The following is a 25,350-nucleotide window of genomic DNA, read 5'->3' as shown; positions in this document are numbered from 1 at the left end:
AAAGCCCGGCCCGAGGATTTCAGGCCGGGCTTTTGCACGTGTAAGGGGCGGATCTACTGCGCCGCCATCTCCACTGATCTGGACGCGGGCTTGGCCGGTGCCACATGCATGCCGAGGCGTTGCAGTAGGTCGTTGTCCTTCCACGTGGCGGGGTTTTCGGTGGTCAGCAACTGGTTGCCCACAAAGATCGAATTAGCCCCCGCAAGAAAGCACAGCGATTGCAGCTCGTCGCTCATTCCGGTGCGGCCGGCGGACAGGCGCACGACCGATGCGGGCATGAGGATACGCGCCAAAGCGATCAACCGGACCAGCGCAAAAGGATCGACCTTTTCGGATTTCCCCTGCACCGGCACGCCTTTGACCGCGTTCCACAAGTTTACCGGCACACTGTCTGGGTGGCTGGGCAGTGTCGCGAGGGTGACGAGCATGCTGATCCGGTCCGCCTCTGCCTCGCCCATGCCAAGGATACCGCCGCAGCAGACCTTGATCCCGCCCTTGCGCACATGCTCGACGGTTTCAAGGCGGTCTTCCATCGTGCGGGTCGATGCGATCTCGGCGTAATATTCGGGCGAGGTATCGATGTTGTGGTTGTAGAAATCCAGTCCCGCGTCTTTGAGCTTGCTCACCTGTTCGGGGGACAGCATCCCCAACGTCATGCAGGTTTCAAGCCCCAGATCAGCCACGCCGCGCACCATATCGGTCAGCTTGTCCATATCGCGGTCCTTGGGGCTGCGCCATGCAGCGCCCATGCAGAACCGCTGCGCGCCTGCGTCTTTAGCGCGTTTGGCGGCGGCGATGACTTCGTCCGCGCCCATCAGCTTGGTCGCTTTGACGCCGGTGTCATAATGCGCTGACTGCGAGCAATAGCCGCAATCTTCGGGACAGCCGCCGGTCTTGATGCTGAGCAGGCTGGCGGTTTCGATCGCGGTGGGGTCAAAATGTGCACGGTGCAAGGTTTGCGCACGGTGCATGAGCTCGGGGAAGGGCAGCGCGTGGATGGTTGCCGCTTCGGTTACTGTCCAGTCTGTGCGGATCATTGATCGCGCCCTTTCAGACGGGACAGTCCCGACATCAGTGTCGCTGCCAGCAGGACCTTGATCAGGTCACCCAACAAAAAGGGCGTCAGACCTGCGGCGAGCAGCTTGGGGGCGGGCACGAACAGCGACAGCCACGCCAGACCACCCGCATAGACAACCGCAAGACCCGCCAGCATCGCCAGCACCCGCCCGATCCAGCCGCGCCCCATCGCCAGCCAGCCGGTCAACCCCGCCGCCACAAGGTAGCCCAGCAGGTAGCCGCCCGTCGGCCCGACCATATAGCTGAGCCCGATACCGCGTTCAGGGGTGCCAGAGAACACCGGAAGCCCCGCTGCACCGGCTCCAAGATAGGCCGCCATCGCCGCCAGCCCCAGACGTGGGCCCAGAGTGAGGGCGACAAGGAATACGGACAGCGTGTGCAACGTCATGGGTACAGGCCAGAACGGAATCTGAATTTTGGCCCCCAACGTGATGAGCGCAGCCCCTGCAAGTGCGAGGCCAAGCCCCTGCGCGAGAGACGGGTTACGGGGTAGGGATGTGATCGCAAGTGCCATCTGGTTTCCTCCGACGATAGCTTTTTACATTTCAATCACAGTAGGAAGAATGCAGCGTCGCAGGGCAATTCAAATTATAGATAATTATCTGAAAAATTCAGAACTGTCTGTTCCAGCTTGATTTTTTAGAGTGCGGGAACGCTTTCCGATCCAACCGACGTGCCGAGAAAGCGTCGAACAGGCCAGATCGACCTGGCCTTTGCGCAGGGCTTCTAGGATTTTTCGGTGGTCGTGATCGGTGCGGGATTCCCAGTTTGTGCGCCATGCACGCAGAATGAACCGTGCGCTTGCGGCTTGCAGATCGTCGATCGACCGCATCAGGCGCGGCATTTGACAAGGTTCAAGAATTGTTCTGTGAAAACAGCGATTTGCCGCCTCCCATTCATGTACATCCTGGGCTGTGTCGCCCTGTAAGTTGGCTTTGTGAGCCTTGACGAGGATATCTGGCGTCATATTGGGGGCGGCGTGCCGCAGCGCAAGCGCTTCGAGGCTGGCGCGCATCTCGGCGACCTCGCGCAGCTCTGCCATATCGAAAAAAGTGACGCGAAATCCGCGTCTTGGAAGGCTTTCTGCAAGTGTTTGGGTTTCTAGTAGACGAAAGGCTTCACGTACGGGGACGTGGCTTGCGCCGAACTCCTGCGCAATGTGGTCTTGGCGCAAATGCGCTCCTGGGGGCAGCTGCCCCGAGATGATACGGTCCGCCAGAATACGTGCGATCCGGGCGGAGTGTGTTTCTGGTTTTGGCTGGTTCATAAATTATAGATAGTTTTAACCGCCCTGCTTGTCGAGCAGCTAAAATCAGAGTGACCGAAGCAGTAGCCCGCCCGCCAGCAGCGCCACGCACAGCCCCGCTGCAAGTTCAATCACAGCCGCAATCTGGGCCGCCCGCGGGACGCTTGCCCAGCCTGCCAACACGCCACCGCGCAGTGCGCCGGCGCCTAGTCCCACGGCGATGGTGATGGTCGCTGTGCCGAATGCCATCGCGAATGCGCCCGCAATGCCGACACCCGCAATCCCCATCTGAAGCGTGATAATCAGTACAAACAACGCGCCGGTGCAGGGGCGGATCGCGATAGAGGCGATCAGCACAAGCGTTTCCCGCAAGCTGGTCGCATTTTGCACCTGTTCTGCCGTCGGCCCATGCGCGTGGCCGCAGGTGGCGCAGATGCCATCGTGATCGTGAGAGTGGTCATGGTCCCCCTGCGACGCGGGCATTGTCGCGCGGAAATGGCGCAGCCCACGCCAGAACAGCCACAGCCCAACACAGGCAATCGCGCCATAGCTCACCGGAGCCATAATCGCCTCTGTCAGCGAAATCATACGCTCGCGGCCCAACTGCAAAAGGGTCACGCCGGTATAGACCAGCGCCACCGCCGTAACGGCCTGACCCAGCGACGACAGCAGCGCGATCACCGACAGGCGCAACATCGGCACCGCTTTGGCCGCGCCATAACCGCCGATCAGCACCTTGCCGTGACCAGGGCCAGCGGCATGCACGACGCCATAGGCAAAACAGGCCGATAGCAGCGCAGTCACTGCCTCTGGCTGGCCTGCGCGCACGGCCCGCAGCGATAGTGCGATGCTGTTTTGAAACTCCCGTTGATGGGTCGCGGCCCACTGCGCCAGCTGGTCGAACCCGCCAGTCCACCACAGCGCGGCGAGGGCGATCACCGCGGCGGACGCGATAACCGTCAGGGCGCGGCGCATGAGACGTTCACGGTGGGGGCCATCTGCGCGCCAATGTCCGGTAGGCCTGCGTCGGCCGGATCGCTTTGGGCATCAAGCTGGGCAAGCTGCTGTTGCAGCGCCTCCATTGTGGCGCTTACGTTCGGCATTTCGACACGGGCGCGGCAGCTCGGGGCCTGCGCGATGTCTATTTTAGTCGTGATGTCGTAGGCGGTGTAGTAGGTCGCATCATAGGGTTTGATCGTGATCGCTGTGCCGGCTGAAACAGGCGTGTGAAGCGCGCGCAGATGCGAGGTGGTGATCTGTCCGGCGTCGAATTGCGTCGCAATCCCGGTTGGACCGGAAAGCGGAATGTTTGCCGCCGCGGTGCTGACCACCAGATCGCCGTTGAACCCGTCAACCCAACGCATGTCAAAGCCGTTCAACGCGGCAAGCTCCGCCTTGGTTAGGGTGCCATCACCGTCAGCATCAAGGGCCATATCCTCGGTCACCAGCAGCGAATAGAGCGCGTCATATTGCCATGTCACGCGCACATGGGTCAGCTGTCCTTGGTCATCGGCGACAAGGGCAAGCTGCGTGTCAATAAAGACATGGGGGTGCGCCGTAAGGGGCGCGGCCCAGAGGGTGAGGAGAAAGGGGGCAAGCTGTCGGATCATAGGCGATTGATACAAGGCTTGAGCAGGGGCCGCAATTGCGCGGGGGTGTTATCGGCAAGCTTCCACTCGGGTGGGTTCGCGGCGCAGATCAGCCCCCCATGCGCGCGGCGAGATAGCGTTCAAGCTGCGCCATCGCGTCATAGATCAGCACCGCAAAGAGCCCCACGATCAGCCCGCCTTGCAGCACGTAAGCGGTGTTATTGGTCAGCAAGCCAGCGATGATCACCTCGCCCAACGTGCGTGCGGCAACGGTGGACCCGATCGTCGCTGTGCCAAGGGCGATGACGACAGACAGTCGGATGCCGGTCAGGATCACGGGCAGGGCGAGCGGAAGCTCCACGCGCCACAGGCGTTGCCAGCGGTTCAGACCCATGCCGCGTGCGGCCTCCATCGTGGCGGGGGGCAGGGTTGATAGGGCGGTGATCGCGTTTTCAAATATCGGCAGCAGGCCATAGAGGAAAAGCGCCACCAGCGTCGGCCCCGACCCGAAGCCCAAGGCGGGCACGGCCAGCGCCAACACGGCGACGGGGGGGAAGGTCTGCCCGATGTTGGTGATCGTGCGCGACAGCGGCAGGAACGACGCGCCAACGGGACGGGTAACAAAGATCGCCAACGTCACCGCCACCAGCGTCGCCGCGACGGAGGCAAGGGCAACCAGCCCCAAATGGCTGAGCGAGAGCGACAGCAGAGAACTGCGCGCATAGATCACCGGACCGCCCGCAGGGGCCAGCGGCGTAAAGAGTGGCGTGAACCAGTCAGGTCGCAGGACCAGTGCGAGCAGCAGACCTAGCAACCCAAGCCGCAGCAGATTGCCCGCTGTCATGCGTGTACCTCGGCGCGGGCGCGGATCGCGTCCAGCGTCACGCGGCCGATCACCTTGCCATGGTCGCTGATCGGCACCGCGCTGCGTCCGGTCCACAGACACGCCGACAGCGCGTCGCGTAGATTGGCGTCGGGCGGCAGGGGCGTGCCGCTGGCGTGGCCGTCCTCTATCACATCCGCCAGAGGGGTGAGGGAAAGCAGCCGCAGGGGGCGTTCCACATCACCGACCATATCGGCGACAAAATCGGTCGCAGGATGAGTGATAATATCCGCTGGGGTTGCGTATTGCACCAGCTTGCCGCCATCCATCACGGCCACGCGGTCGCCCAGACGAATGGCTTCCTCCATATCATGGGTCACAAGAATGATCGTCGACCCAAGCGCTTGCTGGATGCGGCGCAGGTCCTCTTGCGCACGGGTGCGGATGATCGGGTCAAGCGCGCCGAAAGGTTCGTCCATCAGGATCAGATCAGGGCGCGAGGCCAGCGCGCGTGCGACGCCCACGCGTTGCTGCTGCCCGCCAGACAGCTCTGATGGATACCGGTTGCGGAAATCCTGTGGGGCCATGGAAAAGAGATCAAGCAGTTCGTCCACGCGGGCGTCGATCTTGTCGCGCGACCAGCCCAGCAGTTGCGGCACCGCGCCGATATTGCGCGCGACCGTGTGATGCGGGAACAGCCCGTGCCCTTGAATGGCATAGCCGATCCGCCGCCGCAGAATATGCGGTTTGACGTCGAGCGTTGATTGCCCGTTGATCCGCACCTCGCCCGAGGTGGGTTCTTCCAGCCGGTTGATCAGCCGCAGCAGCGTCGTTTTGCCCGAGCCAGATGTACCGACGATGACCGTGATCGTGCCGGTATCAATCGTCATCGACACGCCATCGACGGCGCGGGCGCTGTCGTAGATTTTGGTGATATTGTCGATCTCTATCATGGGGTCTCCTTGGGGAGGCGTCGGGTCAGGTCGACCAGAATATCCATTACAATGGCCGCCGTCAGGGCCAGCGCGACTGTGGGCAGCGCGCCGAGCAGGATCAGGTCAGTGGCGGTCTGGTTCAGCCCCTGAAACACGAAAGTCCCAAAGCCGCCGCCGCCGATCAGCCCCGCAATCACCGCGAGCCCGATGTTTTGCACCAGCACGATGCGCAGACCAGTCAGGATCACGGGCAGGCCGATGGGCAGTTCAACGCGCCATAACCGCTGCCCCGCCGTCATCCCTATCCCACGTGCGGCGTCCAGCGCCTGTGCGGGCGTTGCGGCCAGACCGGCCACGGTGTTGCCGACCACAGGCAGCAGAGAATAAAGCACCAGCGCCACGAAAACAGGCGCAAATCCGATGCCTGCAATCCCAAGGCTACGTGCACCGGGCACCGTGGCACCGACCCAACTGAGCAGGGGGATCATCAGCCCGAACATAGCGAGCGACGGGATGGTTTGTAGAAAGCTCAGCACCGGCAGTATTGCGCCGCGTAGGGCGGGCTTGCGGTGACCCAGCACGCCGAGGGGAAAGCCGATAATACCAGCCATCCCAAGCGAGCCAAAGGCCAGCCAAAGGTGACGGGTTGCCTCGCTGGCGAAAGCGTCGCGGCGGGCAGAGAATTCCTGCAGGACGGACAGCGGCGACAACACGCCTGATCCCAGCACCGCTGCCAAGGCTGCCACTGCGGCGGCCAACAACAGTGCACGCTGGTAGGGCCCCGGTTTCAGCGCTGTGATCGCATCGGCCATGAGCAGGGCAAAGATTACCAGCAGACACCAGAACCCCGCTGCAGGAGAGACCCGAGCATAATCGCCAGCGCCATCCAGCAAGGCAGGTGCGCCTTGAATGACGAGCCACAGCAGACCGGCCAACCCGATCAGGGGCCCAACCATCCGAAGGCCAGCACGCCCCGCAGGCACACCCAGTGCAAGGCCAAGCAAGACTGCCGCCAGACCAAGCGCTGTCTGTCCTGGCGGCACCACCGACCAGATCGGAACCGCGTCGCCCGCGACAATGCGGTTCGCGGCCAATGTCATAAAGGGGGCCAGCAGTGCTGCGCCCCCCAGAATAGCAAACAGAACCCCCGGCGCAGAAAACCGCACCGGAGGGGCCTGCAAGGTTACTGTGCCGCGGGTCAGTCCAGCACCCCGGCTTGGGTGAGGTAATCACGCGCCACGGCCTCTGCCGGTTCGCCACCGACTTGGATGCGACCGTTCAGCTTTTGCAACGTCGCCATATCCAGCCCTTCAAAGATCGGGTTCAGCACTTCGGGGATGGACGGGTATTCCGCCAGCACCTCGGCGCGGATGATCGGGGCGGGTTCATAGACGGGCTGCACGCCTTTGTCGTCTTCCATCACCACAAGGCCCGTTGCACCGACACCGCCATCGGTGCCATAGACCATCGCTGCATTCACTCCCGACGTACCGCGCGCTGCGGCTTGGATAGTCGCAGCCGTATCGCCACCTGACAGAATAACCGTCTGATCCGACGTCAGTTCAAACCCATAGGTGTCTTGCATGGCCGGCAGCACCGCGGGGGACGACACAAATTCGGTGGATGCGGCCAGTTTGACCGTGCCGCCCTGCGCCACCCACGCGCCAAAATCGGACATGGTTTTGAGGGCATTTTCGTCAGCTACGGGACCGGTGACAGCAATTGCCCATGTGTTATTCGCAGGGGCAGAGGTCAGCCATGTCACGTCGTTTTGGCCGGCGTCCAGTTCAGCGGCGCGGGCATGGCCGGCTTTGGCGTCTTTCCAGACGTCGCTTTCAGCCTCGTTGAAAAAGAACGCCGCGTTGCCCGTGTATTCGGGGTAAATGTCGATCTGACCGGACAGCAGCGCCTCGCGGACAACTTGCGTGCCGCCCAACTGCAAACGACGCTCGACTGGCAGGCCCGCGTCTTCGAGGGCAAGCGCAATGACATTGCCCAACAGCCCGCCTTCGGTGTCGATCTTGGAAGATACGGTGATGTCAGCAGCTGCCGAGGTGGCAAGCGCGGCGGTGAGGGTCGCGGCGGATACGGATGTGCGAAGGAAATTCGTCATGGGATGCAGGCTCCTTGATGTGGCTTTCGATGATCGTGCGGAAGTTGAGGATCAAGGTAGCGGGCAAACCGGGGATGCCAAGTGTTTTTATGTGCAAAGCTGTTGCACGTGCGGAAGCACCCCATAGGGGTGTGAAATCTGTTTAAACTTGAGTACCGATACGAGGCGATGAAACGGGGTGACAGGTGCCGCAGTGGCGCGTCAGGCGGCGTCTTTCCAAAGCGTCGGCGTAAGGTAGACAACGCTATCATCCACGCTGACCATCACATCACCATCCTGAATATGGACCTGCAGCTTCATCGCGCGGCTGGCAAGTTTTGCGAGCGCGGCTGTGTCGCCCTCTGCCAGATTGACCACCACAAGATTGTCAAACCGCGCTGTGCCGTTGCGGGTCTTGTCCCACCAGACCTCTGCGGTTTTTCCGCCATAGGGGTATAGGATCACCCGCTCGGCCTTGTTGCAGGACTGGCGGATAATCTTTTCGCTGGGCAAACCAAGGGCGACCCAAACGTCGATCTCGTCGCTGAGGCTTTTTTGCCAGATATCAGGTTCGCTGTCGGTGGACAGACCTTTGGTCATCTCTAGGTGTTCGTGGGCATTCAACGCATAGGCCAACAGACGCACCATCAATCGTTCGTCGGTTTCAGAGGGGTGTTTGGCCACGGTAAGCTTGTGCGTTTCGTAATAATGGCGATCCATATCAGAGACCGACAGCTCGACTTTGTAGATCAGTGAATTTTGCGCCATGACGTTCCCGAACCCTTGGTGACCGCAGTGCATGATACGCTCCGGTGATTAGGGGGGCAGTACCTGCCGGCCCGCGGACAAACAAGCGCTGATCGGGCTGTCAGAGATTCTGCGAGCATGAGGGTGGGCGAAATTATCTTTCGCGAAGCGCATGTTCCGTGTAAGATCGGCAAATGCGTGTGACGCAATGACGTCTGACAATTTCGTGATCATTTGGGTCGGCACCTGTTATTGGGTGGCATAAAACTTATATTGACCGTCCAGTCAACGCTGCTATATGCGCGCTCCGCCTAGGCATAATTTACCCAAGGGACAAAGACTTAATGATTAAATTCGAATTGAACGGACGGCAGGTTTCTGTCGACGCAGAGCCGGATACGCCCCTGTTGTGGGCGATCCGTGACGAGATCGGCCTGACAGGGACCAAGTTTGGCTGCGGTATCGGTGCGTGTGGCGCATGTACCGTACACATCGACGGCGCTGCCGTCCGGTCCTGCATCACCTATCTTTCCGACGTCGAAGGACTGAAAGTCACAACAATCGAAGGTTTGGACGAAAACGGCAGCCATCCTGTGCAAGAAGCATGGCGGAACCTGCGCGTGCCCCAGTGTGGCTATTGCCAGTCGGGTCAGATCATGCAGGCGGCGTCGTTGTTGCAAGACACGCCCAACCCCAGCGATGACGACATCGACGCGGTGATGACCGGCAATCTGTGCCGCTGCATGACCTATACCCGTATCCGTCAAGCCGTGCGCGATGCCGCCACCGCTATGGGAGGCTCCGACAATGGCTAATTTGATTTCTCGCCTCACAGGCGCAGACACGCAACCACAGATGACCCGCCGTGGGTTCCTTGTGTCCATGACTGCCGTTGGGGTTGCTTTTGGCTTCCCGCAGGCATCGAAGGCCGCGATGAACCCAGCGGTGCCAGATGGCACACCGGTCACGCCCAACGGCGATACGTTCGAGCCGTCGATGTGGTACTGGATCGACGCCGACGGTCAGGTCAACGTTAACATCATCCGCGCCGAGATGGGCCAACACGTCGGCACTGCCATCGCGCGTATTCTAGCGGACGAGCTGGAAGTCGCATGGGAAAATGTACACATCACCCACGTTGATACAGACGAGAAATGGGGCTTGATGGTCACAGGCGGCAGCTGGTCGATCTGGCAAAGCTGGCCCGTCTACCGCCAAGCAGGTGCCGCTGGCCGTACCGCATTGATCGAAGCTGCTGCAGCCAAATGGGGCGTAGACGCTTCCGGCCTGACGGCGCGTGACGGTGCTGTGACTGATGGTACGCAAAGCATCAGCTATGGTGATCTGGTGGCCGATGGGCTCGACCGGAGCTTTACTGACGAAGAGCTGGCAGCCCTGCCGCTTAAGCCACACGCCGATCTGCGCCTTGTTGGTCAGGACGTGCACCCGCTTGATCTGGATACGAAAACCACGGGTCAGGCGATCTATGGTCTGGACGCCAAGGTCGACGGAATGGTTTACGGCGTGCCGATGCTGCCGCCGACGCGCTATGGCTCCAAGGTGAATGCTGTGGACGATACCGCCGCCAAAGACATCAAGGGTTACCTTGAAACTGTGGTGCTCGAAGATCCGTCGGGCACAGTGCCGGGTTGGGTTGTCGTTCTGGGCAAAACGCTGCACGCAGCGCGCAAGGCGACCTATGAGATCAGCGTCGACTGGACCTCGGGCGAGACGGCGAATGTCTCGGAAGAGGATATTCAGGCGCGCTCGCGCGAGCTGATCCAAGGCGAGGAAGGGTCGATCCTGCACACAGAGCAGCCCGACACGACCGCTGCCTTTGATGCCGCCGCCGACACGCTTGAGGCTGAATATACCACGCAATCCGTGCTGCACTTCCAGATGGAACCGGTGAACGCCACCGTTTTCCAGAACGCCGATGGTGTTTGGGAAACTCACGCGGGCAACCAGTGGCAATCGCTGATCCTGCCCACACTGGCCGCCGCTTTGGAAGTGCCTGCCGATAAGATCGTGATGCGCAGCTATATGCTGGGTGGGGGCTTTGGCCGTCGCCTGAATGGCGACTATATTGTGCCCGCAGCACTGGCGTCCAAAGCAGTCGGTAAGCCAGTGAAGCTGGTGTTCTCGCGCGAGGAAGACGCGCAGTTCGACAGCATCAGGTCGCCTTCGGTGCAAAAACTGCGCATGGCGTTCGACGATGGCAAAGCCGTCACGGGCATGGAACACCACGCCGCAGCCGGTTGGCCGACGCAGGTGATGGCACCGGGCTTTATGCCCAAAGGTGTCAACGAAGAACCTTATGACCCCTTTGCCATTGACGGTGCCGACCACTGGTACACGGTGGGTGCGCATCAGGTGCGGGCGATCTCGAACGATCTGGCGAATGCGACCTTCCGTCCCGGTTGGCTGCGGTCTGTCGGACCGGGCTGGACCAACTTTGCCGTGGAAAGCTTCATGGATGAGGCGGCGCATAAAGTCGGTGCCGATCCGCTGCAGTTCCGTCTGGATCACCTGAAGGCCGAAGGCATCAACGCGGGTTCTGCGCCCAATGCGGTTGGTGGAGCATCACGTCAGGCTGCTGTTTTGCAACGCGTGGCCGAGATGTCGGGTTATGGCAGCACAGAACTGCCCGAGGGCACCGCAATAGGTATTGCCACCACCTTTGGCCAGTCGCGCAGCATGCCGACCTGGACAGCGGCGGCGGTCAAGCTGGCGGTTGATCCTGAAACGGGCGAGGTCGATGTTCAGAAGATGTGGCTGGCGTTCGACTGCGGCACAGTTGTGGACCCCGACGGGGCGCGCGCGCAATGCGAAGGTGCGGCCCTTTGGGGACTGTCCTTGGCGCTTCACGAAGGTACACGGATCGAGAACGGCAACGTTATTGACCTGAACCTCGGGGCCTATACGCCGCTGCGTCTGGCCGATGTGCCCGAGCTTGAGATCGCCTTTGTCGAAAGCACCGAAGTACCGGTTGGTCTGGGCGAGCCTGGTACTACCGTGATCGCACCCGCGATTGCCAACGCGATCTTTAACGCGACTGGCGCACGTGTACGTCACCTGCCGATCACCGGCGATGCTGTGCTTGCAGCAAAGAAGACCTAAAATAAGACGGGCGGGCGCATTCCTGCGCCCGCCCGTTTTTCCATGTTCCAGCGTTGGACCGCAAAGCGATCTGATCTAGCGGCCCAATGCGTGCCCGCGGCGAATGAAAAAGATCGCCAAGGTGATCAAGATCCCGCTCGCAAGGACCCCCAGACCTCTTTCATAAAGACCATCAATATCGTTCGGTAGAAAGAAGAATACCGGCGCGCCGACAACCCAAAGCGCGCCAAACCCTTGCAGCGCATAGGAGTACCGGTCGTCCGCACGTCTCAGGCCTTTGGCCATCGCGAAAGCAATCGTCGCAACCGCCGCGCCAAGAGCATAGACGAGATATTTGTGAATAACCCAGCCGTCACTGTCGGCATCACCATATTCATTGCGCGCACCGATCAGAAAAACGGTTAAGCCAAAGACGAGCAACGCAAGGATGCCGATGCTCCACCCGCGGTCGCCCATATGCACATGTGCCGCAAGTAAGGCGGCTGACAGCACCGCCGCCGAATAGGTATAAAGCCCAATGCCGACGATGAATTCAAAGCGCCCCGCACCCAGATCGCTGATCGTGTCGGCGATCCAATCGTGATCAGGCACAACGAAATCCGCGATTAGGATTGAGAGCGCAAGCGCCGCACAGCCGAAGATTACGAACCAGCCTAAAAGGATCATTAACTGCGGTTGGTCCTGGTGGGCGGGGGGGACACCCTCGTTGCTCATTGTCGGCTCCTTCGATGTTTGGATCGCTGCTTGTCTAAGGCTGTCATTTGGGTTGGCGGCGGTATGATTGCGTAATTGTGAATAGGGCAATCCGCAGGAAAGGGCCGATCCGACTTTAGCCCATCAGACCGCCATGATGCCGTCTTAAGTTGGGCCGATCGTGCAGCCTTCAGCAGACCAACTGGATTGGCCTACTGTTCGTTCCAATCGGGAGCATCAGTCCCCAAGTAAGGCGTCCTGAACAGTCTGGTCCCACCCTAGAAAGAACGTGTCCCCGTCACGAATGACTGGACGCGCCATGACCTTGGGCTGTGCCGCGATCTGTGCCTCTGCTTCGGAATTCTTCAGCCAGTTATTGAGCGCGCGGTAGTCGTTCGATTTTTGGTCGACCAGCCGATCTCCGAACTCTGCGATCAGCTCCGACAATTCTGCCTCGCTTAGCGGATCTGCCCGAACATCACGGAAAGTGACAGTAATTCCATTGGCCTCCAATGCTTTGCGGGCCTTTTGGCAGGTAGCGCAGGTCTGTAAGCCGTAGATCATCATCTTGTAGTCTCCTATGCATGCGGTTCCGCAACCTCGTGCATCGACGCGTTCAGCGCAACCATCCGATCGTGTCTGTGCATTGGGTGAGATGTGCTGTCGACCGGATCTGCCACGCGGTAGTGTTTCGCCAGCCCTAAGGAAAGCTTGCAACAAGGCGGTTTCACCGCCATTCAGATCGCCATGACATATTCATCAGATCAGCCATCCGATCAGGACGCAGTTTCATTGGACGCTCTTGGCTGGTCGGCGTTTTACGACGCACAAGTGGGGCCTGACGAAGCCGATCTTGCCCCCATGCGCATCGCGACCGTTCACCGCGATCGGGTCACTGCGATGTCGGAACTTGGTCCTGTGCGGCTAAAGCTCTCGGCGCGGACGAACACGACGGACTTCGCCGTAGGGGACTGGGTTCTTGTGGCCCGCGAAGACCGCATGCTGGTCCGGCGGCTTGAAAGGCGGATGCAGTTACAGCGCCAAGCCGAAGGCCGCCGCCAAGCGCAGCTTATTGCAGCAAACGTTGACACGCTTTTGATCGTCACCTCCTGCAATGACGACTTTAATCCGGCACGACTTGAGCGGTATCTGGCGCTGGCCAACGAGGCAGGGGCGGTTCCAGTGATTGTCCTGACCAAGATTGACCAGACGCCTGATCCCGCACCCTACGTCCAGCAGGCGCAAGCGCTTCAAGCCGGGCTAGATGTCGTCACACTGAATGCTAAAACACCGGATGCGGCATTGATTTTGGCGCGGTGGTGCGGCCCGGGTCAGACCGTCGCCCTTGTCGGATCGTCGGGGGTTGGAAAGTCGACCTTGCTGAATACGCTGTCGAATAAGTCATCCGAGGACGCCCAGCCAACAGGCGACATTCGCGCGGACGACGCGAAGGGGCGTCACACAACCACGTCACGCTCGCTCCATGCGATTGCGGGTGGCGGCTGGGTGATCGATACGCCCGGGATGCGAACGCTGCATGTCAGTGATGTCGCGGACGGGCTAAACACGCTGTTCGCAGAGATTGTCGAGCTCGCCAGCCAGTGTCGCTTTCGCGATTGCACCCATGCGCATGAACCGGGGTGTGCGGTGCAAACTGCGGCCGCCAGCGGGACGATCGACCCAGATCGCCTTGACCGATGGCGTAAGCTGACGGAGGAAAACCTGACCAATACCGTCACCCCGTCGGGTCCTCGTGGGAACAAGATTTTAAGGGCGCCAGGCAGACGTCGCTGACCGATGGGTCCAGCACCGCGCTTAGCCTTTCCGGCCCTTGGCTTATCTTCCCGTTACAGGCGCTGTCAGGGCTTCCCCTATCTCCAGCCACTGTGCCGTATGGCGAGCGTGATGATCAGCCCGTAAGCCAGCATGGCGCAGCCTATTGCCGCGAATATCCCTTCAACTCCCATGCCTGCGTAGGTCGTCAGAAGCAGGGCGCCGACCAATGCAATACCCATGCGGCTTAGGCTGCTGATCACCGGCCAAACCATGCGGCCCGCGCCTTGTGACGCGAAATACAGCGCCAGACCCAATCCGAAGAATGCGTAAAACGGTGCGACGAGGCGGAAGTAGCTGCGCCCGGCTTCAAGTGCCACGGTATTGGAGGGGTCAAGGAACATCCCCAGCCAGAGGTCCGGAAAGACCGCCAGCAGCAGGCCGATACTGCCCACAATACCCGCAGCGGCCAGAGAGCCGGTCCAGGCCACGCGTAGGGCGCGGTCGGTGCGGCCGGCCCCGATGTTGGCTCCGACCATGGCGGTCATCGCGGCACCAATGCCGAAAATAACCGGGATCATCAGAAACTCAAGCCGCGCGCCAAGGCCGTAACCTGCCAGCGCACCCTCGCCATAGCGGCCGACCAGCCCCGTCATCATGATAATGGTGACGGTCGTCAGTACCGTATTAACAGCCGCCAGCGCACCGACGCTCAATATGTCGCCAAAGATGCTGAGATTGATCCGCCTTACTGCGCCGCGAAAGGACAGACCCGTTCGACCCAAGATGATATAGCCGATGGCGACAAACGCGCCTGCCGAGAACGCCACTATCACGCCAAGCGGCAGTCCGGCCATGCCAAGGGCAGGCAGCGGCCCCCATCCCAAGGCAAAGCCACCCGAAAGGGGGATGGAGATGACCGATATCATCAGCAACAGCAGCGCAGGCATTTGCATGTTGCCGGTGCCGCGGATCACGCTGAGCGACGCATTACAAAGCCATATCGCCGCGCAGCCAGGGAAAAAGACCAGCGCATAGGTCGTCGCGGCGGAGACTGTTTCGTCGCCTCCGCCCAGCAGTATGAAGAATTGCGTGCCAAATAATGCGACCAGTACCGCCATAAGAGCGGCGAAACTTATCGCAATGATCCAGGCGGCGAGGGTGAGGGTTGCTGCCCGGTCCACGTCCGACGCTCCGAGAGCGCGCGCGGTGGCAGCGGAGATGGCCCCGCCAATCGCCCCGGCCGAAAGCATCTGTGTGAGCATCACCAGTGGGAACACCAATGCCAGCCCTGCCAACGCAGTGACGCCAAGGAGGCTGGCGAAATAAGCCTCAGCGATGCTCTGCGCGGCCTGCACAAACATCGCGAGCACGTTGGGTGCCGCGAGCTTTCCCAAAGTGGGTGCTATCGGTGCTTCGAGCATGAGGCGCGTGCGCGAAGCGCGTGCGGTAGCCCCTGCATCAGCGAGAGTTGCGGCTGCTGTAGGTGTCGTGCGCGGGATCATAGTCTTCTGTCTTTCTGGCACGTCCGGAGCACCAATGAAGTTCGGAACGTTCCTGGGGCCTATACGGTCATAATCGCCCTTGTCGAACAATCATCCACCTGATCGCTTAGCCACGAACTAAGTTCTTTTATGGAACTAACTATGGGTAAGTTCTCTTTCGGAACCTGTCAATCCCTGCTACGGTGTAGAGATGAAATGGAACGAACTTCACAAAGAAGCCTGCCCCGTCGCCCGCGGTCTGTCTGTCGTCGGCGACCGTTGGACCATGCTGGTGCTGCGCGACTGCTTCCTAGGCGTCCGCAGGTTCGAGCAGATGCAAGAGAGACTTGGGATCACCCGCCATGTTCTCAGTGACCGCTTGCGCAAACTTGAAACGGCTGGCGTGCTGCGCCGGGAGCTCTACCAACAGCGTCCGCAGCGATATGAATATCGACTGACAGAACGGGGCAAAGCGCTTTACCCCATGCTTGTGAGTTTGATCGATTGGGCAAATGCGCACGTCCCGCCCGAGGGCGAGCCTTCGGTCAAGCTCTTGTCACGCGAGACAGGCGATCCCATCGCGCCCGTCCTTGTTGACGCGAACACCGGTAAGAATATCAGTCACCGGGACGTTAAAGCTGTGGTGGCTGAATAAGCATCTAAACGTCCTGCATGGCGTGCCTGCAATCAGGATCGACATTAAAGCCGGAAGCCAAGGTTCGTTTTGCAGACTAAGCTGTCGTTACGCGCTTTTTGATAAGGCGCGCGGGTACTCCCGCATAGATCCCGAAGGGTTCGGTCGACTTGCTAACGACGGAGCCCGCACCAATGATGCATCCCTTTGCGATACGAACACCATCAAGTATCGTGCAGTTGGCACCAATCCAGACATCATCCTCTATCACGATACCCTGATGGGTGGATTTCTGTTTGAAAATCGGCTGGGACAGATCGCCAAAACCGTGGTTTGAGGGGACAATAACGGTATGCGCAGCGATCCGGACGCCGTTGCCTATTTTCAGCCCACCTTGGCCATAGAGAATAGAATAGGGGTTCAGGCTACAGTCGTCGCCCAATTCAATAGAACCACCCGTCGGAGCAAGTATCGTGCCAGTTTGAACTGTGCATCGCGCCCCGAGCGTTATCGTGCCGCCGCCCTTGAAGTGGAAACGTACACCACGCGCAATTCTCGGGTCTGCGCCAATGCTTACTTTTCCGCGACCGATCAATCTGCGCCAAGCGGCGCGAAACTCGCGTGTTCTTATCTTCATTGTCGAAAAAACCCTTTTACAAAGTTAGTTCAATTATTCGTACGGGGTGCATGCAATATTCACCAGACTATCCAGGTCATATATCGCGGTGGTATGATATTGTACGTGTCACAGCGACGGTCAATATGAACCCGCGATATCGGGCGTTTCCAAACACCGGCGGGGTGACTTGATGCATGTGGGAGCGGGGGTGGTGAGATCATGGCTGTTCACGCACTCGCCTAGTATGCATATAGACAGAATCCCCGCAGACTGAAGGTAAGGTCTGCTAAGGCTGTCATGTAGGAGACCACGATGACGCAAAGCTCATGAGCCGCTGCGCTTGGCTCTGAACAGCGACGCCTAGGGCAGGTCATAGGTCCCAGACAGAATTGTTGAGCCTATGGCATGGAAAAACCGAGGAAAACAATTTTCACCACCAAAAAAGCCCTCAAGTCTAGGACTTGAGGGCTTTCTATGGCTCCGACGGTAGGGGCGGAAGCATTCGAAAAACCACGTTGAAATCAAAGGACAAAACCCCCGATTCCAGACCGACTCTGGCAGTGTGTCACTGACGGTGCCACCGTTCGTGACTTTGTGCAAGGACCTCGTTCTTGACCTGCTATTTGAACCGCCACGTGTTTTCCGGAGAGCGTTTGGTTCGAATGTTAGGCTGCTTTTTCATTTGGGTTCAACGTTGCATAGAACATCTCCTCTGCTTCATGCGGCGTGACATATCCGATGGCGCTGTGCAGGCGCTTGGTGTTGTACCAATCGACCCATTTCAGCGTTTCCCATTCAAGCTGGCCCATTGATTTCCATGGGCCGAGCAACTTTGTAACCTCAGTTTTGAACAGGCCAATGATGCTTTCAGCGAGGGCATTATCGTAGGAATCTCCCACGGTTCCGACAGATGGATCGATCCCAGCGTCCGCCAGTCTCTCAGTGTATTTAATGGATAAATATTGAGATCCGCGGTCGGAATGATGTATCAACCCGCCGCCTTTTTCAGGGCTGCGCTGACACATCGCCTGGTTCAAGGCATCCATTGCCCGGTAGGCGATTGCAAAGCAATCTGCCGAAAGGGGAGCACAAAGGCTGTTGTCATCAATGTTGAGACCCGCCAACCGACGATCCTTCGAGAGAAGACGTCGACAACAAATGCGACGTAAACCATGCCTTGCCATGTGGAAACATAAGTGAAATCACTGACCCAGAGCTGGTTTGGGGATTGTGCTTTGAATTCGCGGTTCACTTTATCGTCTGGACACGGCTGAGAGGCATCGGGGTTCGTCGTGATGACTGGCTTGCCGCGAACAACCATTGCCCGGCAGGCGAATTGCACCGCAATTCTGCCGAGAGGGGCCCTGTAATCCCATAACTTTCATCAAGCGTTCGACAGTGCATCGGGCGATGTCCTTGCTCTCACGGCGCAGCTGGTGCCAGACCTTTCTGGCTTCATAACGGCCGCGACTTTCATCGTGAACGCGCCGGATTTCCACGCTGTCCGTTACATCTTGGCGCGCCCTGTTTGAGGCGAGCCGGGGGTCTCGTCTGATCGCCAAATTTGTATAGTAGGACGATGGTGCGATCCGCAAAATCTTGCAGATCGACCCGACACCAAAGTCTGTGCGGTAATCTTCAATGAATGAAATCATTTCCTGAACGGGCGGTCGAGTTCCGCCTGAGCACAATACGCGGAAGCCTTCTTCAGTATCTCATTTGCTTGGCGCAATTCCCGAACCTCACGCTCAAGCTCTTTGATCCGGGCCTTCTCCTCGCCGGTGGGACCGTTATGGGCACCAGCATCGCGATCAGACTGACGGCACCACCCCCGTAGACTATCTGGCGCACAGCCCAGCTTGGGTGCAATTGCCTGATAAGCAGCGTTTTCACTGCGATATTCCGAGCGTTGTTCATTGAAAAGCCGAACGCCGCGCGCGCGGAACTCAGTCGTGTAAGACGGGGTATGTTTGCGTTGTGTCATAAGGGTCATCCTTGGAGAGTTTTACTCTCCGGTAAACCCGGGGCGGTTCACTTTCAGAATAAGGGGCGGCGGGTCCCTCGGCGCAATACCTCACGCCAGCTATCGGCAATCTATAACATTACGGGCGGGCACTTCGACATATTGGCGTGCGTGATTCCAAAGATGACGTCTGCTTGATTAGGGCGGCGCTTATCCTACGCAGTTTACCGATTTTATGATAGGTAAGCGTCTTGCTGGACTTAATGGCTCACGTCCCCCGGTACACTTTTTCCGGCTTTTCATCGACAAAAGCGTTGAGATGCCAGCCGCCCGCGTCCTCAACTACCTCAATATCAAACGACCGGCACTCGTGAGCAGACTTATTGGCAGTCTGCGAACGTAACCCTCCATGAATGTCCGGGGTGAACTTACCACGACTTCGGCCCACCAATTTGCGATCGTCCCTGTGCATCGTGGCAGAGTCCAGGTCGATGTTGACCTGTGCGACGGTACCCGCTTGGTGCTTGCACTATTCAGTGCGACTGGGAGCCTTCGCGGCATAGATCATCACGGTTACAGTGCTGAAATGCAGAACCAACCGCCTCCAGACTACTGTGGTAAGTTGGTATGGTCCGCGAAGTAGGATAGTGGCACCGTATAGTGGAAGAAAGTATCAAAGATAGTTGAAATATCATTTAATATCAATATATTAGAGTTATTCGTCAGTGGCAAGAAGAAACCTCCAGGTGGCAGATTTCCTTGTCATTCTACATCATATCAATTGCGTAAATGTCGAGGAAATATGAATTGGTTGCCTGATACATCGCTGGCTATTTGGGGTCATTCAAGTTTGTGGTTTTCGCAACCGGTTCCCTGAGGTGAGACGAGAAAGCAACCTTTAGTTGATTGTCTCGACAGGAACCAATTCCCGAATTGGCGTACAGCAGGGGTGAACCCATCAACTCCGCCAGAATAAGATGATAGGCAAAGAAAGAATTCAAGTTACGGTCTATTGGGGTGAAGAACACCCCGCTTTCCAACGCCATTCCTACAAGCCATGCGGCGAAAAGAGGTACTCATAGTATTTGATTATATGATGAAAAGCTGATCACGTTGTGGTTTCGCCTTCTTGAACAATGGCTGCCGATCAAGGTGACATGCAGACGTAGGTATTGCCCGAGGGCCCATCTACGAAGTGCTGATGATGTGTTTTTCGAAATGAGAGTTCTCTACCTTCGGGGGCGATTGGGCGTTATTATGAGTGCGACGCGCTCCAATCATATCGATCTGAAAAGATTGTTCGACTTAGGCTAAGGCGTCGATTTTTCCAGGCGTTTGGGGCCAGTAGAGGCGCCACATATCTGCAGAAGGGGCGGGAACCAGACTTTCGCTGCTGTCTGCACGAACGGGAGCTTTGCGCAGATAGCGTACTTTGCAAAGTCGCACGAACGGCTCATTGCCGACATCCAGCGTTCATTCCGGATGCTGCATTAGCAGCCTCCAAAGCGGACCTTCATTTTCGTAGTTTAGTCCGACTGCATTGAGCGCCTGCTTTCTTGAACAGGCTCGCTTCAACGTGTCATGTTACTGAAGCAACAGTTTGGGTGGAGACAGAATGGGATACGTCCTAAATCAATTGAGCAACCTGCCGGTTGACGACAACATCAATTTCTACATCTTTGTGGTGAATGGTCAGTATCACGATCCACTCTACGATGTAATTCAGAGTAACTTCGTGCAAATTGCGCGGGAGATCGGGGACAACGCAGTCGTAGCGATGGGTACGGATAGTAAGGCGTTCACAACCTCTGTTGCACGGAAGTATCTTGGGGATGGCAATAGCGATGGCAGTTTCACTAAGATTTTGCCAGCGCTTCTCATTACAAATGATCATCCTGACGATCTAAAGGTGGACAGCCTTAGGTTGATTGTCCCGTTGAAACACGCCGAGAACCATTTTGGCAATTGGCATCAATTTTTTGATTCACTTGCTCAGTTTGTTCGAGGCGAGAACGATGATTTTGCGAAAAGGTTCGAGGACACAGGCGACTTGCTTGATGCTTCGAACAAAGTCGTGATGCTGCAACCAAATTTCTTTGGTTTGGGGCTGAACATCAACGAACTTCTTGATCGTTGGTGGGCCAGAAAAAGCGATACCGGCTGACACGATGGCAAAGGCCCAGAACCGCCCTTCAAAGGTTAAAGATGCTGCAATGCGGGAATGCTTAATGCGGACGTTCGACAAGGTAGTAGGCATGCGGTTCGTCGACGATTACAGGACTCTATATCTTTCAAAACGCAACATGCCGTGCTTCACGTAGCTTCCATATGATCGCAAGATCGGTTCGATGTCGTTATGGTTTCTGACGCCAACCTTTGACTATTCGGGTTAATTTGTGTTGATTAGAAAAAAGCCTATCGAGGCTGCTATTTCTTCGAAACCGTCCATGAAGGACGGCTTGCATCCCCGTAAATGCCAAAACACGTGAGAATAGTTGAATGCCGCTCCAAACCCGCCCTTTTTTGGTCGTTTACATAGCCTGGCATCCTGCTTTCCAACGTGGAAAAGAAATTGCGAAACATTTGTTTGACCATTATCGACGTGAGCACTTCGGCAACATTGCAGGGGGTGCGGGCCTAAGCGTCATCTATCGCTACGCCTCCGACCCTGCCACCGGCGCACCGCTGAGCATCGACTTTGAAGAGGGTGAAACGTCCGCAGTAGTGGTTCTGTTCGACGATGAGTTCTCAAAATCCGACGAATACATGGAATGGCTGGAGGCTGTCAGCTTATCGAGCGAGAACTGCGGAATGCGGTCGATGGTTTTTCCGGTCGCCATGGACGCATCGCTTACCAAATCTGGAGTTTCTGAACAGGCTGTTCGTTGGGATCGCTGGAGTGACATTCAGGACCCACAGATAAAATTGCAAAAACTGACCACAGATCTGACGTATCAGTTCAGCCGGATGCTCCGCTCCTACTTAGAATGCCTCCGCCGACCGTTGACGGAAGACGAAGAGCTGCTTGGGTACCTGCAAAAGGTGCAGATATTTCTCAGCCACTCTAAGCATGATGGGGACGGTGAGCGCATCGCCAAGGCGGTGCGCGAAGCGCTGTATGACGCCCAAGGACTTGGCAGTTTCTTCGACGTGAAAGACATTCCCACCGGCACGCGGTTTGACCGTGTCCTGCTGGCGCAGGTCCGCGTCAGCGCAGTCGTAGCAATCCACACAGACAGCTTTTCCTCAAGGGAGTGGTGCCGCCGAGAGATAATCGAGGCGAAGCGATACAACGTTCCCCTTGTTGTTGCCAACTGTATCCAGGACGCGGACGAGCGCGGCTTTCCGTATATGGGCAATGTGCCGTTGGTCCGCATGGAACCCAACCTAATGGATCGTATCGACAATATCGTTGGCAGACTGTTGGACGAAGTACTGAAGGACTTCCTATGGCGCTGCCGTTTAGAGACAGTACGGCGGGATGGCATTGAAGAAGCAGTATTCCTGCCGAGGCCTCCGGAACTGATATCTCTTGCCGGCCTTAATTGTGACGCTCAGTCGGAAGTTACACTTGTTTACCCCGATCCGCCGATCGGGTCAGAAGAGCAGCGCCTATTCGAGATCATCGCGCCCTTGGTCAAGCTGCGCAGCATCACTGAATGGATTGCCCAGTCGGGAGTCCAAACATGAGTTACCGCGAACCGCTCAGCCAAATGGCTATCGCGATCTCGATCTCGGAAAGCGATGACTTGGCGGTCCTCGGCCTTGCCGAGGAGCATCTTCGTGACGCGATGACGGAAATTTCCCGTCACATGCTCGCGATGGGAGCACGTCTCATTTACGGGGGAGATCTTCGCGACAACGGCTACACGAAACTTCTGTTTGAATTGGTGACGCGACATCGCCGAGATGCAGATGTTGGCGATGTGAGGCCAGCGATCGCGAATTACCTTCCGTGGCCGGTCCATTCGATGAAATCCAGCACTTATCTTTCAGACCTACGTGAGGGCCTCGAGGGGATCGGCGAATTGTATTGTTTGGACAGAGAAGGAAGAATTATTGCTCAGGACGCGGATATCGGCCTAAGCCCTACTGCCTTCTCGGATGAGGATTGGTCATCAAGCCTGACCGCCATGCGACACGCGCAGACCGAAGCGACCTTCGCAAGGATCGCCCTTGGGGGTCGAGTGACGCAGTTCAAGGGCCGCATGCCCGGCATCGCCGAAGAGGCCGAGTTTGCCCTAAAAGCTCAGCAGCCACTTTACTTGCTCGGTGGGTTCGGCGGCTGTGCTCGCGACATCGCGTCGGATATGGGCCTGATGCCTGATGTCAAAAATTCAATCAATTGGCTCGGCCGCAATCAGTTTTCATCATGGGGCGTAAACGACCTGGCCAACGGCTTGGAGTTCGACGAAATTCGAACCTTGGCGCGGACAGTTCATGTTGATCAAGCCGTTGCGCTGATACTTCGAGGGATGCTGAGGCTAAGTCAACGAGCTCGCTATGATTGAGTAGGCTACGCGCAGCGATCTCCTTGGATTTGCCGCCAACCTGAACGAAAGCGAGCAGGCTTCTGTCAGGAAGACCGCGGAGGATCGAAGCCCAGAAGAGGCTACCTTTCTTTCTCACTCGAGCAAGGACCAAGAGCTTGTAATCGGCGCGGTTCGTTTACTGACCGGCCATGGGGCCCACGTCTATATAGACAAAAAAGATCCGGCATTGCCGCCTTACACCAGCAAGAACACCGCCATCGGGCTGAAGAAGCGAATTCAGCAGTCTCGGAAGTTCATCCTCCTCGCCTCGAAGAACAGCAAGGACAGCCGATGGGTGCCGTGGGAGCTGGGAATCGCGGATCAAGGCAAGGGTCTCGGCAAAGTGGCGGTTTTGCCAACGGTCGAATCACAGACCGACGTTACATGGAGCAGTTGGGAATACTTGGGACTTTACGATCGCATCGTCTGGGGGGACCTCGAAGGCAAAGAAAAACCTGTATGGATGGTGCTCGACGAGAGGGAAAATACAGCCACTGAGTTATCCAAGTGGCTGAGATCATGACCCTCGGGAGGGCCTGTTTGTTGGGCTTATCCGAAAAGAGGTAATGTCTCGTGCTTAGGCTCGCGCTTTGGCAAGCCGTAGTGCGCTGACACACCATCGATAAATTCCGGCTGGCCACCGTAGCTGGGGTGACGCACTTGCTTTGCCACGATGTCGAGATCTGCCATCGCGGCTTCGGCGTCTCGGCCAATGGCCAAAACCGCTTTGGGAGCCAGCAAATCTAACAGCGTGACCATGATGTGTCGGCACGCCTGCCGTTCTGCGCGGGTATGGGATCTATTGGTCATCGGGTGCCCGGGCTCGTGAGGGTGCAGCGGGAACACGTTCCATAGGAAAACCGGCTTTCCGATTTGCATCAGCATCCGCCAGATTACTGTAGCGGTGCGCTCCGCAACGGCTGGCCCCCGAGTTGAACGTCTGAGGTCCTCTGCCCCCAATAGGGCTGCGTGAGCGTTCAGATGCGCTTCGTCGGTGAGCGCCAAGCCCGTCCTCCGACCTCCGCGATATCCGAGGTCACGCGCAACCCAAACACTTTCGACTCCTGTTGTGAGCGCTGCATCCAAGGCCTTAGTCAGATTGCTTCGCCTAATTGCGGCTGCGTCTGGCATATCGAAGTCAACGCATGTGTCGATATAGGGGTTAAAGGCGTTGTCGAATCTAAGGTCAGCGACCAAGGCCACGAAGTCATCAACAAGTTCGGATCGCTCTGTCATGTGGTCCTCTCAAAGGTTATCTCGCGCTGGTTCAAGTCTATCGTCACGATGCCGTTCCTATGCTCGCGCAATTCGCGAAATATTCGGAAGCCTTCGAGAATAGCATGCTCCCACTGCCAAAGTGGGCGCTGCGCGACCTCATATCCTGTTACGAGCTCGCGAACAGCCTTCAACAGCGCGTAGTCCAGAGATTTAACGTTCTGGAACGCGCCATGGCGTAAGCCGTGGTTGAAGATCCATGTCGAAATACCCTCTTCAATAATGTTTGCTCGGGCGCCATCCTCGTTCTCGTCGATCGCGGGATCGCTTTTGCGCTTTATGCGGAGCAGCGCACGAAGGGTGGGTGACCACCCGAGTATTCCAGCGAAGGCGAGATGAAATACATCATGGTACCTGTAGTCGTCAGCCTCTTGACGATTGTCGGTCAGCGGGGAGTGTGCGTAATTTTGTGCCCTGGCGCCTTTAGTTAAGCCATGGGAAAGCGTTCTTCGAACATAATGGCGAGTTGGCTTTTAACGCGGTGCCATTCACGCACAGATCGCTTCCACTCGACGGAAGTAGCATTGAGGGCCAAGTAGATCAACTTCGCCGCCGCTTCATCGCTCGGGAAGTGGCCGCGGGTTCGCACCGCACGCCGGATTTTCGAGTTCAAAGCTTCTATGGCATTCGTCGTGTAAATAAGTCGGCGCACTTCGGGCGGGTAGTCGAGAAACGGGATCACCTCGTTCCAGGCTCTGCGCCAGCTCGGTGCGATGGCCGGATAGCGCTTGGCCAGATCACTTTCCTC

Annotated in this window: 25 protein-coding genes, 1 pseudogene and 1 other annotated feature; of the genes and pseudogenes, 8 read left to right on the top strand and 18 right to left on the bottom strand. The window is 57.8% G+C overall.

The genetic code is table 11. From position 1 onward, the window contains the following. Positions 1-53: 53 nt before the first annotated feature. The 10 genes from bioB to BLQ98_RS08840 all read right to left on the bottom strand — a co-directional run bounded on the left by bioB (position 54) and on the right by BLQ98_RS08840 (position 8,530). Positions 54-1,037 (bottom strand): biotin synthase BioB, encoded by a 984-nt coding sequence (gene bioB / locus BLQ98_RS08885; protein WP_093732994.1) that lies wholly within the window; start codon positions 1,035-1,037, stop codon positions 54-56. Further along, positions 1,034-1,591, bottom strand: coding sequence for a biotin transporter BioY (locus BLQ98_RS08880; RefSeq protein ID WP_093732993.1), 558 nt, complete (start codon positions 1,589-1,591; stop codon positions 1,034-1,036). The genes bioB and BLQ98_RS08880 overlap by 4 nt, the downstream gene beginning before the upstream one ends. 84 nt (positions 1,592-1,675) lie before the next feature. Beyond that, positions 1,676-2,344: a GntR family transcriptional regulator gene (locus BLQ98_RS08875; RefSeq protein ID WP_093732992.1), complete on the bottom strand. Its 669-nt coding sequence runs from the start codon at positions 2,342-2,344 to the stop codon at positions 1,676-1,678. Between the two features lie 45 nt (positions 2,345-2,389). Further along, complete coding sequence (locus tag BLQ98_RS08870) at positions 2,390-3,298, bottom strand: nickel/cobalt transporter (RefSeq protein WP_093732991.1); 909 nt, start codon at positions 3,296-3,298, stop codon at positions 2,390-2,392. Then, positions 3,283-3,933, bottom strand: coding sequence for a DUF1007 family protein (locus BLQ98_RS08865; protein WP_093732990.1), 651 nt, complete (start codon positions 3,931-3,933; stop codon positions 3,283-3,285). The genes BLQ98_RS08870 and BLQ98_RS08865 overlap by 16 nt, the downstream gene beginning before the upstream one ends. An 88-nt stretch (positions 3,934-4,021) precedes the next feature. Then, positions 4,022-4,756, bottom strand: a complete 735-nt coding sequence (locus BLQ98_RS08860; protein ID WP_093732989.1) for an ABC transporter permease — start codon at positions 4,754-4,756, stop codon at positions 4,022-4,024. Then, a complete protein-coding gene (locus BLQ98_RS08855) occupies positions 4,753-5,688 on the bottom strand; it encodes an ABC transporter ATP-binding protein (protein WP_093732988.1) in 936 nt (311 codons plus the stop codon). Before BLQ98_RS08855 ends, BLQ98_RS08860 begins: the two co-directional genes overlap by 4 nt. Continuing rightward, positions 5,685-6,836, bottom strand: a complete 1,152-nt coding sequence (locus BLQ98_RS08850) for an ABC transporter permease (protein ID WP_244148400.1) — start codon at positions 6,834-6,836, stop codon at positions 5,685-5,687. Before BLQ98_RS08850 ends, BLQ98_RS08855 begins: the two co-directional genes overlap by 4 nt. Positions 6,837-6,868: 32 nt before the next feature. Next, a complete protein-coding gene (gene osmF / locus BLQ98_RS08845) occupies positions 6,869-7,783 on the bottom strand; it encodes a glycine betaine ABC transporter substrate-binding protein OsmF (RefSeq protein WP_093732986.1) in 915 nt (304 codons plus the stop codon). A 201-nt stretch (positions 7,784-7,984) separates the two neighbouring features. Continuing rightward, complete coding sequence (locus BLQ98_RS08840; protein WP_093733104.1) at positions 7,985-8,530, bottom strand: YaeQ family protein; 546 nt, start codon at positions 8,528-8,530, stop codon at positions 7,985-7,987. Between the two features lie 323 nt (positions 8,531-8,853). Between BLQ98_RS08840 and BLQ98_RS08835 the strand changes: the two genes are divergently transcribed. Then, positions 8,854-9,324 (top strand): (2Fe-2S)-binding protein, encoded by a 471-nt coding sequence (locus BLQ98_RS08835; RefSeq protein WP_093732985.1) that lies wholly within the window; start codon positions 8,854-8,856, stop codon positions 9,322-9,324. Further along, positions 9,317-11,629, top strand: a complete 2,313-nt coding sequence (locus tag BLQ98_RS08830) for a xanthine dehydrogenase family protein molybdopterin-binding subunit (protein ID WP_093732984.1) — start codon at positions 9,317-9,319, stop codon at positions 11,627-11,629. The genes BLQ98_RS08835 and BLQ98_RS08830 overlap by 8 nt, the downstream gene beginning before the upstream one ends. Positions 11,630-11,704: 75 nt before the next feature. Here the strand turns inward: BLQ98_RS08830 and BLQ98_RS08825 are convergent, their stop codons facing one another. Both BLQ98_RS08825 and BLQ98_RS08820 read right to left on the bottom strand, forming a co-directional pair. After that, positions 11,705-12,343 carry a DUF998 domain-containing protein gene (locus BLQ98_RS08825; RefSeq protein WP_093732983.1) on the bottom strand — a complete coding sequence of 213 codons (639 nt, stop codon included), beginning with the start codon at positions 12,341-12,343 and terminating at the stop codon, positions 11,705-11,707. A 216-nt stretch (positions 12,344-12,559) separates the two neighbouring features. Beyond that, the gene (locus tag BLQ98_RS08820) at positions 12,560-12,889 is read right to left on the bottom strand and encodes an arsenate reductase family protein (protein ID WP_093732982.1); all 330 of its coding nucleotides are present in this window, start codon (positions 12,887-12,889) and stop codon (positions 12,560-12,562) included. Positions 12,890-13,069: 180 nt separating this feature from the next. Here BLQ98_RS08820 and rsgA point away from each other — a divergent pair, with 180 nt between their 5' ends. Continuing rightward, complete coding sequence (gene rsgA / locus BLQ98_RS08815; protein WP_093733103.1) at positions 13,070-14,116, top strand: ribosome small subunit-dependent GTPase A; 1,047 nt, start codon at positions 13,070-13,072, stop codon at positions 14,114-14,116. A 77-nt stretch (positions 14,117-14,193) separates the two neighbouring features. Here the strand turns inward: rsgA and BLQ98_RS08810 are convergent, their stop codons facing one another. Next, entirely contained in the window at positions 14,194-15,600 is a 1,407-nt protein-coding gene (locus BLQ98_RS08810; RefSeq protein WP_093732981.1) for an MATE family efflux transporter, read from the bottom strand. Between the two features lie 190 nt (positions 15,601-15,790). Here BLQ98_RS08810 and BLQ98_RS08805 point away from each other — a divergent pair, with 190 nt between their 5' ends. Next, positions 15,791-16,234 (top strand): winged helix-turn-helix transcriptional regulator, encoded by a 444-nt coding sequence (locus BLQ98_RS08805; protein WP_093732980.1) that lies wholly within the window; start codon positions 15,791-15,793, stop codon positions 16,232-16,234. Positions 16,235-16,310: 76 nt separating this feature from the next. Here the strand turns inward: BLQ98_RS08805 and BLQ98_RS08800 are convergent, their stop codons facing one another. After that, positions 16,311-16,850: an acyltransferase gene (locus BLQ98_RS08800; protein ID WP_208596035.1), complete on the bottom strand. Its 540-nt coding sequence runs from the start codon at positions 16,848-16,850 to the stop codon at positions 16,311-16,313. A gap of 647 nt (positions 16,851-17,497) precedes the next feature. Next, positions 17,498-18,816: pseudogene (locus BLQ98_RS08795) on the bottom strand (IS3 family transposase). Further along, positions 18,413-18,529: a sequence feature (AL1L pseudoknot), on the bottom strand. It overlaps the preceding pseudogene by 117 nt. Positions 18,817-20,410: 1,594 nt before the next feature. Here BLQ98_RS08795 and BLQ98_RS08790 point away from each other — a divergent pair. The 4 genes from BLQ98_RS08790 (at position 20,411) to BLQ98_RS08775 (ending at position 23,850) form a co-directional block, all read left to right on the top strand. Continuing rightward, positions 20,411-20,959 carry a hypothetical protein gene (locus BLQ98_RS08790; protein WP_093732979.1) on the top strand — a complete coding sequence of 183 codons (549 nt, stop codon included), beginning with the start codon at positions 20,411-20,413 and terminating at the stop codon, positions 20,957-20,959. Between the two features lie 335 nt (positions 20,960-21,294). Next, complete coding sequence (locus tag BLQ98_RS08785; protein WP_093732978.1) at positions 21,295-22,485, top strand: toll/interleukin-1 receptor domain-containing protein; 1,191 nt, start codon at positions 21,295-21,297, stop codon at positions 22,483-22,485. Continuing rightward, positions 22,482-23,306 (top strand): hypothetical protein, encoded by an 825-nt coding sequence (locus tag BLQ98_RS08780; protein WP_093732977.1) that lies wholly within the window; start codon positions 22,482-22,484, stop codon positions 23,304-23,306. The genes BLQ98_RS08785 and BLQ98_RS08780 overlap by 4 nt, the downstream gene beginning before the upstream one ends. Positions 23,307-23,346: 40 nt before the next feature. Continuing rightward, positions 23,347-23,850 (top strand): toll/interleukin-1 receptor domain-containing protein, encoded by a 504-nt coding sequence (locus tag BLQ98_RS08775; RefSeq protein ID WP_093732976.1) that lies wholly within the window; start codon positions 23,347-23,349, stop codon positions 23,848-23,850. Positions 23,851-23,876: 26 nt separating this feature from the next. Here the strand turns inward: BLQ98_RS08775 and BLQ98_RS08770 are convergent, their stop codons facing one another. From BLQ98_RS08770 to BLQ98_RS08765, 3 genes are all read right to left on the bottom strand, one after another. Next, the gene (locus BLQ98_RS08770; RefSeq protein WP_093732975.1) at positions 23,877-24,563 is read right to left on the bottom strand and encodes a uracil-DNA glycosylase; all 687 of its coding nucleotides are present in this window, start codon (positions 24,561-24,563) and stop codon (positions 23,877-23,879) included. Then, the gene (locus BLQ98_RS18620; protein WP_167354527.1) at positions 24,560-24,991 is read right to left on the bottom strand and encodes a hypothetical protein; all 432 of its coding nucleotides are present in this window, start codon (positions 24,989-24,991) and stop codon (positions 24,560-24,562) included. The genes BLQ98_RS08770 and BLQ98_RS18620 overlap by 4 nt, the downstream gene beginning before the upstream one ends. Positions 24,992-25,029: 38 nt before the next feature. After that, positions 25,030-25,350, bottom strand: a 321-nt coding sequence (locus BLQ98_RS08765) for a transposase (RefSeq protein ID WP_201723316.1), incomplete at its 5' end; no start/stop codon positions are given.

The sequence above is a fragment of the Sulfitobacter litoralis genome, assembly GCF_900103185.1.
Lineage (GTDB): Bacteria > Pseudomonadota > Alphaproteobacteria > Rhodobacterales > Rhodobacteraceae > Sulfitobacter > Sulfitobacter litoralis.
This window is presented reverse-complemented; position numbering and strand designations above follow the sequence as displayed.